Raw genomic sequence first — 13,535 nt, forward strand, 5'->3', positions numbered from 1 at the left:
CCGTTGGCCGATCCGCCTCGTCGATGCTTCAGGCGAGTCCGAGTTTCTTTCTCAAGCTCGCATCGACAGGACCAGCCGGCATGAAGCGGCGCAATTTGCTCAGCACGGATGCCTGGCCCGGTGGAGTCCAGCGCATGCGCCACGCGCCAAGCGCCGCTTCGACGATCGTGTTTGCCACGCCATCGGGTTCGGGTGCACCGTTGACGCTGCTGGCGATGGAGCGCGCTACGAGGTCGCGTTCGCGGCCATAGGCCGCGATCTTTGACTTTGCATGCGGCGAATTGATATCCAGGTTGGTCTTGGTGTAAGACGGCTCGACCAGCGTGACGCGCACGCCGAACTGGCGAACCTCATGGTCCAGCGTTTCGGACAGCCCCTCCACGGCATGCTTGGACGCCGAGTAGAGCCCCATGTACGGAGCTGGAAGAAAGCCGAGCACCGAACTGATGTTGACGATCCTTCCGCGATGCTGTGCCCGCATGTGCGGGAGCACGGCCTGGGCCGTGCGCAGGATGCCGAGCACATTGGTATCGAGCAGCGCTGCGGCCTCGGCCGTCGCGGTCTCCTCCACCGCGCCGATCATCGTCGTTCCCGCGCTGTTGACGAGCACGTCGATGCGCGCGATCCGGTCGATGATGGATCGGACCGCACCCTGGACAGAAGCTTCGTCGCGCACATCCATCTCGACAAGCTCGACGCCGGGCAATGCGGGCGCTTTCGCGAGGTTGCGCACGGTACCGAATACCTGGCAACCCCGCTCGGCAAACTTCTGTGCGGCGGCGCGTCCGATGCCCGACGACACGCCGGTGACCACGACCACTGTTGAATTCGACATTGCAGTTCCTCGATACAGGTGAATGGGATGAAGAGCGGATCAGTGCGCAGGCCGGCTGCCGTGGCCGGGTCTGATCCTGAACCAGATGGAATACATGGCCGGCAGGAACACCAGCGTCAACACCGTTCCCGCCAAGGTGCCGCCGATCAGCGTGTAGGCGAGCGCTCCCCAGAACACCGAGTGGGTCAGGGGGATGAAGGCCAGGATCGCGGCGAGCGCCGTCAGGATCACCGGCCGTGCACGCTGCACGGTGGCTTCGACGACCGAACGGAAGGGGTCCAGTCCCTCCTCCTGGTTGTGGTGGATCTGCCCGATCAGGATCAGCGTGTTGCGCATCAGGATGCCCGACAGCGCAATGAGGCCGACCAGCGCATTGATGCCGAATGGCTCCCGGAAAAGAATCAGGGTGGGAACCACGCCGATCAGACCCAGCGGGCTGGTCAGGAAGACCATGACCATCGCGGAGAGGGAGCGCACCTGCAGGATGATGATGAGCAGAGTGACCGCCAGCATGATGGGGAACAGCGGCAGCATGGCCTTGGTCGCCTTGCCCGACTCCTCGATGGAGCCGGCCTCCTCGATGCGGTAGCCCGCCGGCAGCTTGTCCATGATGGGCTGCAGTTGCCTGGTGATGGCCGTCGACACGTCCGGCGGCTGCAAGCCATCGGCGATGTCGCCATGGACGGTGATCGTGGGCATGCGGTCGCGCCGTCGCATGACCGGCTCTTCCATGCGCACGTCGACCTCGCCCACTTGCGACAGCGGAATGCGTTGCCCGTTGGCGCCGGACAGTGTGAAGTCCGCGATCCTCGCCGGATCGAGCCGGGTGGCGCCGGCCGAGCGGGCCACGACCTGCACCGTGCGGATGTCCTCGCGCACCGCGGTGACAGGCACGCCGCTCAGGAAGAACTGCAGCTGCTGCGCCACCGCGCTGGAACTCAGCCCCACGGCCTGCAGCCGGTCCTGGTGCAAGGTGAAGTGCAGCGTGGGCGTGCGCGTGCCCCAGTCGGTATTGACCGTGCGCATCGTCGGACTTGCATCCATGACCTGCTGCACTTCGGCCGCGATCTGGCGCAGCTTGTCCGGGTCCGGCCCCGAGACCCGATAGGCGACAGGGAACGGCGAATAGGGCCCGAACACGAGCTGGGTGACACGCAGGCGCGCCTCGGGGGCCAGGCCATCGGCGATCGCCTGGCGAAGCCGGTGCTTCAGCGCGTCGCGCTCTTCCTGGCTGCCCGTGCGCACCACGATCTTGGCGAAGGACGGATCGGGCAGCTCCGGACCCATCGCGAAGTAGAAGCGCGGCGCGCCCTGCCCGATGTAGGCCGTGACGATTTGCGCTTCTTTCTGCCTGGCCAGCCATGCCTCCACCCTCGCCGCGGCGTCGCTGGTCTGCGTGATCGACGTGCCATAGGGCATTTGCACCTCGACCAGGACCTCGGGCCGGTCGGAGATGGGGAAGAACTGCTTCTTGACCAGTCCCATGCCGAGGATGGCCGCGACGAAGAGGCCCACCACCGCGCCGGCGACCAGCCACTTGCGCGCAATGACGCGCCCGAGCACCGCGCGCAGGCGGTTGTAGCGCGGCGTGTCGTAGATGGCGGCATGGCCGCCCTCGACCTTCTTGAAATCGGGCAGCAGCTTGACACCCAGGTAGGGCGTGAAAACCACGGCGACGACCCAGGACGCGATCAGCGCGATGCCGACGATCCAGAACATGTTGCTGGTGTATTCGCCCGCGGTCGATGGCGCGAAGCCGTTGGGCATGAAGCCGACGGCCGTGACCAGCGTGCCCGAGAGCATCGGCGCCGCGGTATGGCTCCAGGCATAGGCGGACGCGGCGACGCGGCTGTAGCCCTCCTCCATCTTCACCACCATCATCTCGATGGCGATGATCGCGTCGTCCACCAGCAGGCCCAGCGCCAGGATCAGCGACCCCAGCGTGATGCGGTCGAAGTTCTTGGCGGTAGCGGCCATCACCACGAAGACGATCGCCAATGTCAGCGGCACGGCCGCGGCCACCACCAGGCCCGCGCGCCAGCCCATGCTCAGGAAGCTCACCAGCATCACCACCAGCAGCGCGGCAAAGAACTTGACCATGAACTCATCAACCGAGGCGCTGATGTTGACGGCCTGGTCCGTGACCTTGCTCAGGCTCATGCCCAGCGGCTGCTCGGCGTTGATGGCACCGACCTCGTGATCCAGCGCCTTGCCCAGGTCGAGCCCGTTCCAGCCTTCGCGCATGACAACGCCCAGCAGAAGGGCAGGCTCGCCGCCGTTGCGGATCATGAAGGTCGCCGGGTCTTCATAGCCGCGCTTGACGGTGGCGATGTCCGACAGCTTCAGGGTGCGGCCCTGTGCCACGACCGGCGTGTCGCGGATCTTCTGCAGCTCGTCGAAAGACCCGTCCAGGCGGATGAACACCTGGGGCCCCTTGGTTTCGACGGAGCCCGCCGGCGTCAGGGCATTCTGGCCATTGAGCGCGCCGAACACGTCCTGCGGACCGATACCCAAGGTTGCCAGGCGCTCGTGCGAGAACTCGACAAAGATGCGTTCGGATTGCTCGCCGGCGATGTTGACCTTCTTCACGCCCGGCACATGCAGGAGGCGCTGGCGCAGCGTCTCCGCGTCGCGCACCAGCAGGCGCTGCGCTTCGCCCTTGGCCTTGAGCGCGTACAGCGCGAAGGTGACGTCCGCATATTCGTCGTTGACCATCGGCCCGATCACGCCGGACGGAAGATTGCCCGCCTCGTCGCCGACCTTCTTGCGGGCCTGGTAGAACTGCTCCTGCACCTGCGAAGGCGGCGTGCTGTCGAGCAGGGTCAAGGTCGTGAAGGCCAGGCCGGGCCGGGTGTAGGTCTCGGAGCGGTCGTACCAGCGCAGCTCCTGCAGGCGCTTCTCGATCTTCTCGGCCACCTGGTCCTGCATTTCCTGTGCGGTGGCGCCGGGCCAGGCGGTGATGATGGTCATCACCTTGACGGTGAAGGCAGGGTCTTCCGCGCGGCCCAGCTTGAAGAATGAGACAAGACCCGCGAGCGAGATCAGGAAGATCAGGAACAGGGTGACCGAGCGCTCGCGCACTGCGAGCGCCGACAGGTTGAAGCGGCCTTCGCTCACGGACGGGCTCCCTCCGCCGCAGCGGCCTGGCCCGCCACACGCACCTGCTCGCCTTCGCGCAGCAGGTGCGCGCCGAGCGCAACGATCCGGTCGCCTTGCCTGAGCGAGCCGGCAACGCGCGCACCATCGTCATCGAGGTGCTCGACCACGACGGGCCGCCAGCTGACCTTCGCCGGTTCGCCGCTGATGACCCACACGCCCGGCCCCTTGCCCGCGTCGAACAGGGCGCCGATCGGCACCTGCAGGCCGCCTTGCGCGGCGGGAAGCCCGTCCGGGATCCGGATGGTGACCGTGGCCCCCAGCGGTGCATTGGCGAGCTCGCCCTTGAGCACATAACGCGCCTCGAAGGTGCGGGTCAGCCGGTCCGCGGCGTCCGAGAGTTGCCGCAGCGTGGTCGGCACCGTCACGCCCTCCTTGCCGAAGAGCGTGGCCTGCCCGGCGGAACCGACCGCCGGCCGCAGGGTTTCGGGCAACTGGACCACGGCTTCGCGCGGACCGGCGCGGGCCACGCGCACCACGGCCTGCCCAGCGCTCACGACCTGGCCGGGTTCGGCCAGCGTTTCCATGACGACGCCATCGCCGTCTGCCATGAGCTCGGTATAGCGGCTCGCGTTGCGGGCCACGTCGGCCTGGGCCTCGGCCGCGCTGAGCTGGGCTTTGGCGGCGTCCGCGGCCGCCTTGATCTGGTCGTAGGCCGAGGCCGAGATCGCGCCGGTGCCGCGCAGGTCGCGGTAGCGGGCTTCGTCCTCCGCCGTCTGCCGCGAGCGCGCCCGCGCGGCGGCGACCGCCTCCTGCTGCGCATGGGCCGCCAGGTTCAGATCGGCGGGGTCGATGCGCATCAGCAACTGACCGCGTTTGACGGCCTGCCCCGCGTCCACGAGCCGCTCCAGCACCTTGCCGGAGACGCGAAAACCCAGGTCGCTCTGGACCCGGGCGGCTACGGTGCCGGTGAAGGCGCGCGATGCAGCGCCGGCCCCCCGGACGGAGGTGACGCGCACCTGCGGCGCCTGCGTGCGTGGATCGGAGGGCGTTGTTTCGCCGCAAGCGACCAACGCCAACGGCAATGCGCAGATGACTGCAGAAGTGGCAAGGCGGCGCCAGAGCATGAGAGTCCCAGTGACGAAGTGATCGGGACCGTCATTCTGATACTAGTGACCAATTTAGTCAATGGTCACATCTCCTTTTTTCTCAAGGCGACAGGCTGCGCAGCACCAGGCCCGACAGTTGTGCCGGCGCTTCGGCCGTGTGGTCGAAGCTGTGCTGCAGAAGCAGCGGATTGATGTAGGGGTGCATGACGAGATAGATGGCCCCCGCCGCCTCGTCCAGTGGCGTCTTGCGCTCGAACTCCCCCATTTCACGGCCTTCACGCAGGATGTCGTGGAGCAACTGCCGAATGCGCTCTTCATGCGTGAGCGCCGACTGCCAGCGCTCGGTCGCCGCAGAAATCGCGATCTCGTAGAGCTTGCGATCCTGGGAGAACAGGCGAAGGCTGGCTTCGACCACCGACTTGAACATCCGGCGCAGCTTCTCGGGAGGGCGATCGGCGCCTTCGACGGCCGCCCGGATCTCGGCTTCGATCTCGCGCAGGCAGTTCGCACAGATCATCTCGCCGATGGCCTGCTTGGACTCGAAGAACTTGTAGATGTAAGCCTTGGAGAAACCAATGGCTTTGGCGAGGTCGGAAACAGTGGTCTTCTCGTAGCCATACCGGCTGAAGTGCTCCGTGGCCGCGAGAACGATCTGGTCCCGCACGTCGTGGTCGGCCGGGCCGCGTGCAGAAACGGAAGAAAGGGTGGCTTTGCTCATGCCCGAAGCTTAGCGCCTCCCCTGAAAATCAACAACGAGTGACCATATTGAATTATAGTCACTTCATTCATCACGCTTTTCTTGACCATCTTCCGGAAGAAGCCATGCTCCAACGCACCCTTGCCACGCTCTTCGTTGCCAGCCTCGCTGCAGGATGCGCAGTCGGCCCCGACTATGTCCGGCCTGAGGCGCCCTTGCCCGAACGGTACATGGGCCAAGCCGCCGTCGATCGACGCCCTGCCACCTCCAATGCCGATCTCACCGCTTGGTGGATGGGTTTCGGCGACCCGCAACTGGCCCGGTTCGTCGCGCTGGCGCTGGCGCAGAACCTTGACCTCGCGCAGGCGTCCGCGCGCGTGGCCCAGGCTCGCGCAGGACTCGGGGCGGCGAATGCTGCCTTGCTGCCGTCAGCAAATGTCAGCGGTCAGGCGGCCAGGGCCTACCAGTCAGTTGAAACGCCCCAGGGACAGGTGTTGAACTCGAGGCCCGGTTTCGATCGTTACGGCAGCGCCTACGAGGCCAATCTCGGTGCGAGCTGGGAACTGGACGTGTTCGGCGGCCTGCGCCGTGGACGCGAGGCGGCGCAGGCGGACTACCGGGCTTCGGAAGCAGGCGCGGCCGCCACCCGGTTGGCGGTGGCGGCACAGACCGCCGATATCTACATCAGCATCCGGGGGCTGCAGACCCGGCTCGACGTGGCGCGCCGGCAGGTGCGCACGCAGCAGGACTTGCTCTCCACGGTCAACCTTCTCTATGGCAAAGGGCTGGCGGCTGAACTTCAGGTGCGGCAGGCCGAAGGTGCACTTGCCCAGGTTGGAGCCTCCGTCCCGGTCCTGGAGGCGGGCCTGGACGCGGCCATGAACGCGCTGGATGTGATGCTGGGCTCGCCGCCGGGTACGCATCGGGCGGAACTGGCCGAGGCCAGTGCCATACCGGTCGCCCCGCAGATCAGGGACGCGGGATCGCCGGGCGAATTGCTCAGGCGACGGCCCGACCTGATCGCGGCCGAGCGCCGCCTCGCCGCATCGAACGCCCGGATCGGGGTCGCCGTCGCGGAGTACTACCCCAAGTTCTCGCTGAGCGGGCTGATCGGCAGTGCGACGTCGGTGTCCGGCGGTCACCTGTTCACCGGCAGTGCCAGCCAGGCCGCCGGGGTGCTGGGCCTGCGCTGGCGCCTGTTCGACTTTGGCCGCATCGACGCGCAGATCGACCTCGCCAAGGGACAGGATGCGGAGATGCTCGCCGCGTACCGGCTGGCCGTGCTGCGCGCCACCGAGGACGTGGAAAACGCCTTCTCGGCGCTGGTCAAGCGCGAGGAGCAGGCCAGCACGCTCGCGCAGGGCGTGGATTCGCTCGGCCGCGCGCGAGGCGCTTCATTCGCGGCCTACCAGAAAGGCGTGGTCAGCCTGATCGAAGTGCTGCAGGCAGACGAGAACCTGCTGCGCGCCTCCGATGCACGGGCCCAGGCGCAAACCGAATCGGCACGCGCCGCGGTGACTGCCTTCAAGGCACTGGGCGGGGGTTGGCAACCCGGCAGCAAGTCCGAGGTGGCGGCCATCGAATAGCCCAAGGCCCTCACTCCGCGTGTTCGCGCGCATACAGCCGCAGGCCGTCGACATCCAGCACGTCGATGCTGCCGTAGCGGATGTGAAGCAGGCCCGCGTCCTCGAGTTCGTGCAGCGCGCGGTGGGCGATCTGGCGCGAGATGCCGGCCAGCCGGCCGATCTCTTCCTGCGATATGTGCAGCACAGGATTGGTCTGAGGGTTGAGCTGCGGGTTGAAGAGTTCGGCCAGGCAGTGGGCCACTCGCGAGTTGATGTCGTGCATCCGATAGCCTTCAGCGAGGGCGATGAACTGGCCAAGCCTTGCGTTGAGCTGGTTGATCATGAAATGGCAGAAGGTCAAGCTGTTGGCGACCAGGTAGTGGAAGGTCGAGCTCGGCATCAATGCAATGCGGCTGTCTCGCAGCGTCGCGACACCGTAGGGACGCGACTCCCCCTTCAGAACGGATCCTTCTCCGAGCCACCCTCCATCGGATACCCCGGTCAAAGTGGTGCTTCTGCCATCCGCCGAAAGAACATCCACCTTGACCATGCCTTCGACGACCCCGATCCAGTGCGTGGCCGGGCTCGATTTCTGACAGACGATTTCGCCGGCCGAATAGAAACGATCCTGCGTTTCCTGCTCGACGCGCTGAAGCTGTTCTTGCGACAAGCCGCGAGCCCAGGCAGCCGCTCGCAGCATGGCAATGGTCTGCACGTGCTTTGTCATTGGAAAGACTTTCTTCCTCGACCGTAGTGCCTAGCATGCGCTGCGCAGGCGATGGTCCGGGCCGCCTGAGTTTATGTGGCAGTACGAACAGGAGACAAATCATGAAAAACCCTCTCTCGATGGCGCGCTGCGCTCTTGCGTGCATCCCCATCATGCTGGCGGCTTGCGGCGGCGGCGGCGGGAGCAACCTGCCGGTGTTGTTCCCCACGCCTGCGCCGACATCGACCCCGCCGCCAGCGCCCGCGCCAGCCCCAGTCGCGTCAGCGCAGGAGAAGTGCACGGCCTTCGCCGGCGCCTCGCTCGCCGGTGCGTCGCTGAAAGACGCCAAGCTCGTCGCCGCAGCGGCGGACTCCGCGGAGTACTGCAAGGTCACGGGCACTCTTCATGGCACGCTCAACTTCGAGGTGCACCTCCCCACCGCGTGGAACAACAAGCTCCTGTATGCCGGCGGTGGCGGCTGGGACGGCAGCATCAACATCACGCCCATCTCGCCCAGCGGGTCCACCGCAGGCTACGTGCTCGTGGCCTCGGACGGAGGGCGCCAGGGAGACGCCTTGGACGCCTCGGTCTTCCTGAACAATTCCACGGCACAAGCGGACTTCGGCTATCTCTCGATCCACTCAGTCAATGAGGTCACCAAGGAGATCGTTCGCCAGCGCTACGGCTCGGATGCCACGTTCAGCTACTTCGAAGGCTGCTCCAATGGCGGCAGAGAGGCGCTGATCCAGGCCACGCGCTTCCCGAACGACTTCGACGGCATCGTCGTGCGTGCGCCGGCCTATTCTTTCACCGAACTGTTCCAGGCCTTCGTTGCGAACGGAAAGGCTCTCGCGGCACCGGGTGGACAGCTCAGCGATGCAAAGGCCTCGCTTATCGGCAAGACCGTCACCGCGCAGTGCGATGCGCTTGACGGCATTGCGGACGGCATCGTGAGCAACCAGGCCGCCTGCGCCTTCGACCCGGCGGTGTTGCGCTGCACGGCAGGAGATGCGGAAACCTGCCTGACCGACCAGCAGATAGCGACGGCCAACACGATCTATTCCGAACTCAAGCGTGCGGACAGCACGAGCGTCTATCCCGGCTGGGGCCCCGGCGGCGAGAACCTGGGCTGGCCCCTGTGGGTGACCGGCTCCGCCATCGGCGGCACCGGCCTCCAGTTCATGTTCGGCAGCGGCCTGGTGAAGTACTGGGTCACGGGCGACCCGGCCTTCAACGTGCTGGGCTTCGATCCGGAGCTCTACTCTGCGGGACTGCGCCTCGCGGCCACAACACTCGATGCGACGCCCGACCTCCGCTCCTTCTTTGGACAGGGCGGCAAGATGATCCTTGCTCACGGAACGAATGACTGGGCGATCAGCTACAAGGGCTCGATCAAGTACTTCAACGATGTCGCGACCGCGGTTGGTGGCGCGTCCACGCGGGATGCCTCGATGGAGTTCTTCCTCCAGCCGGGCGTCCAGCATTGCTCTGGCGGGGTCGGCCCTGACACCGTCGATCTTGTGGACGCTGTCGTGAAATGGCGAGAAGGTGGTGCCAAGCCTTCCGCGCAGAGCATCGTGGCGAAGAAGCTCGATCCGGCGACCAAGGCCGCCACGCTGGCGCGCCCCTTGTGCCAGTACCCGACCTTCCCGAAATACAAGGGCAGCGGCGACGCGAACTCAGCCGACAGCTACAGCTGCCAAGGTTCTTGAGGACTGAGGAAAGCCGCGAGACTTGGCTCCGTCGGAAAACGAAGACGAACAACGCGTCGGCGAGAGCTTCAGGGCGATGCTCGCCGCTTTCCCGGAGCATGAAAAAAGCCCCGCCGATCACACGATCAACGGGGCTTCATCAACTTGGCGGAACCGGAAGTTTTCGGACCTACTTCAAGCTGGAATGCCCTGGCTTCTTCGCTCGATACACAGCGCGTTTTATAACCGAATCGGACACCTCGTACAGCACAGCAAGCGCATGCATCGTGTGCTCACCAGCGGCATACAGTCGCACCACCTCAGCTTCGTCCTCTGACGACAACACCCGTGTTCGCCCCGGAAGGTTTCCACGATCACGTGCCGCACGCTGGCCCGCAATCGACCTCTCCCGAATGATGCCCCGCTCAAGCTGCGCAACAGCACCCAGAATCTGAATCACAAACGACCCCATCGCGGTCGTAGTGTCAAGCGGCTCAGTCAGACTCTTAACGAGTGCACCAGCCAGCCGAATATCTTCCAAGATCGACAATAGATCAGGCAGCGACCGAGCGACTCGATCCAGCTTGTAGACCATGAAAACGTCGCCGGGCCGAAGCTCCCGCAGGCACCGCCTCAACTCCGCTCGCTCACCAACGCTAGACGTCTTTTCCTGAAAGATGACCTCAGCACCAGCAGCTCGCAACGCATCGATCTGCAAATGCGTCTCCTGCTCGCGAGTCGATACCCGCGCGTATCCAATCAACATTTTTCTCTCCATAAGCAAAACCGCCACCCCTCCGGTGGCGTGATCAGCTTTGGCGAAAAGCCGGGAACAGGGTGCACGAAGGTCTTCCCCCCGCAAGCGGGTCCCCGAACTTCCGGCTTAGCAATAAGGGGGCAGGTTCAAGGGGGCGACGAACTGGACAACGACCGGCGACGGCGGCGCGCGAACCGTCCGCCCCGCTCGCGCAGGGCTACCGGCCCGCGCTGGCCCTCGCGTATCGAGCCATCACGTCAAGCCGCTCGGCGGGTGGCAACTGACGGCACAGGCTGACGACGCGTGCCCACCCCGGGTCGAAGGTCCTCGGGGCACGCTTGGCGGGCTTCGGCGGCTTGGTGAGGGCTAGCCATGCTTGAACCCAGAAACCGAGCTTCTCGGGCGCGAGAAACCGCCCCTCGACATGCCAGGGCGACAGGACAGAGTGCGACCCGTGCGGATAGTCCTGCTTGAACACCTGCCGGGTGTCGTAGCAGCCCTCAATGTCCTTGCCGGTATACGTGGCGCGATCCGCTGCCATCTCTTGCGGGTTCGTGCCCATGCGCGCAACAGCCAAGTGAAAGCGCGGCAGATAGCCAGCCTTGTCACCGAACAGCAGCGCGAGCAGCCAGCCGATGAAAGGGATGCGGACCTTGTCGAAGCGCGTATGACGCACGGTCTGCTCAATGAAGGCTTCGCGTAGCTGTTTGTCGACCTGCAGCACGTTCTGCATGATGTAGTAGGTGTCCCAACCATGCTTGCGAGCGTGGGCAAAGAAATCGAGAGTCGCGGCGCGCTCTTTATCGGCGAACGTGCGGGTGTTCAGCCAGGTGCCCATTTCATCGAGGAAGAGCCCGCCGTTGAGGTCTTCGTCGTAGCTCTCGGGATTGCCGTGACCAGCGGCCAGCAGATCGAACGCAGTGGGCTTGTCAGGCACGCGCACGTACGTGTGTCTCGAGTGCACACCGAACATGGCCTTGAGATCGATGTCGAGATTCGTGGCACAGCGGCGCTTGCGCTTGAGGTAGCGATCACGGAACAGGCGAACGGCGTTCTTGCTCTTGCCGGTGCCCTTCTTACCTGTCAGCGCGTAGTCCGTCATGACTTTCCTTCAATCACTTTCTGTAGTTGCTCGCGCAGCCATTGACCGCCGCCAAGCATTTCAAACGTAGCCTTCTGCTCGGCAGTCAACCGAATCGTCGTCACGATGGTGCCCTGAGGATCGAGAGCCTTCCTGCCCGATCCTTCGCGCTTGCCTCCGGTCCGAGCCATTACCAAATGCTCCGAATGACGTGCGAGCAGATCAGGAACTCACGCCCCTTGCCCTCGATGTTGCAACTCCAATGGCCACCGCTAGGCGTCCACTCAGACGCATCCATCTCCGCCCCGTCATAGCCACCAAGAGACTCATCCCAGAACTCTTTACGCAGGTTGCACGCAACAACCCCGTTGAGCCGAGAAAACACCGGAATGACCATCGGTGCATCAGTCGAGAGAAAAAGATCACGTTGCATATAGACCCCTTGTTTGGTTGCCTCTATTGTATTCGCTTTTCGATCTATTTGCATAGGCACTTACCCTGATAACGTATTCTTTTTTCTGTCGATCGAAAGAAAACGTATGCGTCTATTTGGAGAAGTTCTCGATGCCGATGCGCTGAATCTTCCAGACGCTCGACGCGATCCAGACCGAAGCCACGCAGGCCATCACCGCGCCCGCGTTCTGCGGAATGAACATGCCAAGGCCCATCCACAGGTAGCGCGTCCAGCCTGCACCGATGCTCACGCTGCCGAGCATGCCGTACAGAGTGGCACAGCAGACGAACACCGAAGCGATGAAGACACCAGCCACGGTGATCCACGTCACGTAGGCCGCGAGCTTGAGCGCGGTCGTGTATGCCATCTGGGTTGCGAACAGAGTCGCAAGGCCAGATGCGAGAGAGCCGATGAAGGCAGCGAGTAAGGGCATATCAGAAACTCCTCTTGATCATTCCGAAGCAAAGGAACAGACCAGCACCAGCCCACACAAGGGCCATGGCGTTGCGCACACCATCGACAACGCCGCAGGCATCGAGCTTGAGCCCGCCTACCTGCTGCGGCAGATCGAAGGTTTCACAGGCGGCGACGGGCGGCGCCCAGAACATGGAACGCACGGGTTCAAAGAAACCTTTGTCAGCAGTACCCGCCGCCTTCGCGAGTTGCTCATCGTTCTTGCCCTTGGTTTCGTCCATCTTGGATTTGACAGTGTCGAACGTTGTCCCAGCACCATCGGGCGTGCCTTTCTCATCGACCTTAACAGCACAGATTGGCTGCCCAGGCGCCCCGCAAGGGTCTGGCTTCTGATCCGTACCAGTGCCAGAAGAAGCACCGCCCACACCAGTACCAGAAGCCGAACCGCCAGCCCCACCGCCCTTACCTCCGGTAGCTGCCGCTGCGGGACCACCAGCATTGCCACCATTACCGCTGGTCGGCGTAGGGCCTGCCCCGCCAGTGGCACCAGTCCCCGACGTAGCGGGCGTACCCGCTGGTGGATTACCAGCAATGGGCGTAGCGCCACCAGGCAATGACTGTTCCTTCGTGATTACCGGCTTCTCAGCAGTTCCATAGCAACCAAGCTTGCCGTTGATTTCGCCAACATAGCCGGGACATGGCGTAACCGGGGCGCTCTTATCCGCTTGCGTCGTGGGCGTCGTGCACTCGTTTCCGCGACCCACACCCTCAAATGGAGCCGTCACGCGATACATGCCATTCGCAGCAGGCACTTGCGACTTCTGCGGCACACCGGCAAGCGTGAGATTCACCCCCACCTCACAACCATCAACACAGGCTATAGCTCCTGATGGAGGGACAGACATTCCATCTGCACCAACCCACGCCCTATCTGAATCGTCGGGGGTACGCGTCCATCCAAGAGTCCAATTCACAGTTTGCGGCGCGTTCATCTTCGGCGTGCACTGATTCGTGTGCGGTACACACTGACCGTTGCTCTCATCGAACCCAGAAGCACACTGGCAACCACCGGTCACCGAAGTGCTATTAGCAGGACACCCGGTCACGGCCTGAGTCGAAATCACAATAGG

General features: G+C 64.2%; 13 protein-coding genes. 2 read left to right on the forward strand and 11 right to left on the reverse strand.

Annotated elements, in window-relative coordinates; genetic code table 11:
- Positions 1-28 precede the first annotated feature (28 nt).
- From ACCC97_RS22845 to ACCC97_RS22860, 4 genes are all read right to left on the reverse strand, one after another.
- Positions 29-835: an oxidoreductase gene (locus ACCC97_RS22845; protein WP_007836863.1), complete on the reverse strand. Its 807-nt coding sequence runs from the start codon at positions 833-835 to the stop codon at positions 29-31.
- Positions 836-874: 39 nt separating this feature from the next.
- Positions 875-3,952 carry an efflux RND transporter permease subunit gene (locus ACCC97_RS22850; RefSeq protein ID WP_413335202.1) on the reverse strand — a complete coding sequence of 1,026 codons (3,078 nt, stop codon included), beginning with the start codon at positions 3,950-3,952 and terminating at the stop codon, positions 875-877.
- Complete coding sequence (locus tag ACCC97_RS22855) at positions 3,949-5,058, reverse strand: efflux RND transporter periplasmic adaptor subunit (protein WP_413335203.1); 1,110 nt, start codon at positions 5,056-5,058, stop codon at positions 3,949-3,951. The genes ACCC97_RS22850 and ACCC97_RS22855 overlap by 4 nt, the downstream gene beginning before the upstream one ends.
- An 82-nt stretch (positions 5,059-5,140) precedes the next feature.
- A complete protein-coding gene (locus tag ACCC97_RS22860) occupies positions 5,141-5,758 on the reverse strand; it encodes a TetR/AcrR family transcriptional regulator (RefSeq protein ID WP_007836870.1) in 618 nt (205 codons plus the stop codon).
- A 104-nt stretch (positions 5,759-5,862) separates the two neighbouring features.
- Between ACCC97_RS22860 and ACCC97_RS22865 the strand changes: the two genes are divergently transcribed.
- Entirely contained in the window at positions 5,863-7,323 is a 1,461-nt protein-coding gene (locus ACCC97_RS22865) for an efflux transporter outer membrane subunit (protein ID WP_007836871.1), read from the forward strand.
- 10 nt (positions 7,324-7,333) lie between these two features.
- Here the strand turns inward: ACCC97_RS22865 and ACCC97_RS22870 are convergent, their stop codons facing one another.
- Complete coding sequence (locus ACCC97_RS22870; protein WP_007836872.1) at positions 7,334-8,029, reverse strand: Crp/Fnr family transcriptional regulator; 696 nt, start codon at positions 8,027-8,029, stop codon at positions 7,334-7,336.
- A 101-nt stretch (positions 8,030-8,130) separates the two neighbouring features.
- Here ACCC97_RS22870 and ACCC97_RS22875 point away from each other — a divergent pair, with 101 nt between their 5' ends.
- Positions 8,131-9,720: a tannase/feruloyl esterase family alpha/beta hydrolase gene (locus tag ACCC97_RS22875; RefSeq protein ID WP_413335205.1), complete on the forward strand. Its 1,590-nt coding sequence runs from the start codon at positions 8,131-8,133 to the stop codon at positions 9,718-9,720.
- Positions 9,721-9,889: 169 nt separating this feature from the next.
- On the opposite strand, the gene ACCC97_RS22880 is transcribed toward ACCC97_RS22875, so the two are convergent.
- From ACCC97_RS22880 to ACCC97_RS22905, 6 genes are all read right to left on the reverse strand, one after another.
- The gene (locus tag ACCC97_RS22880) at positions 9,890-10,465 is read right to left on the reverse strand and encodes a recombinase family protein (protein ID WP_413335207.1); all 576 of its coding nucleotides are present in this window, start codon (positions 10,463-10,465) and stop codon (positions 9,890-9,892) included.
- Between the two features lie 208 nt (positions 10,466-10,673).
- Complete coding sequence (locus tag ACCC97_RS22885; RefSeq protein WP_413335209.1) at positions 10,674-11,558, reverse strand: zonular occludens toxin domain-containing protein; 885 nt, start codon at positions 11,556-11,558, stop codon at positions 10,674-10,676.
- Positions 11,555-11,728: a hypothetical protein gene (locus tag ACCC97_RS22890; RefSeq protein WP_413335210.1), complete on the reverse strand. Its 174-nt coding sequence runs from the start codon at positions 11,726-11,728 to the stop codon at positions 11,555-11,557. The genes ACCC97_RS22885 and ACCC97_RS22890 overlap by 4 nt, the downstream gene beginning before the upstream one ends.
- Positions 11,728-11,970, reverse strand: coding sequence for a hypothetical protein (locus ACCC97_RS22895; protein ID WP_413335212.1), 243 nt, complete (start codon positions 11,968-11,970; stop codon positions 11,728-11,730). Before ACCC97_RS22895 ends, ACCC97_RS22890 begins: the two co-directional genes overlap by 1 nt.
- A gap of 112 nt (positions 11,971-12,082) precedes the next feature.
- Positions 12,083-12,358, reverse strand: a complete 276-nt coding sequence (locus ACCC97_RS22900) for a hypothetical protein (protein WP_413335213.1) — start codon at positions 12,356-12,358, stop codon at positions 12,083-12,085.
- Positions 12,359-12,425: 67 nt separating this feature from the next.
- Positions 12,426-12,686 (reverse strand): hypothetical protein, encoded by a 261-nt coding sequence (locus ACCC97_RS22905; RefSeq protein WP_413335215.1) that lies wholly within the window; start codon positions 12,684-12,686, stop codon positions 12,426-12,428.
- Positions 12,687-13,535 lie beyond the last annotated feature (849 nt).

This window comes from Variovorax sp. Varisp85 (assembly GCF_047304045.1).
GTDB lineage: Bacteria > Pseudomonadota > Gammaproteobacteria > Burkholderiales > Burkholderiaceae_C > Variovorax.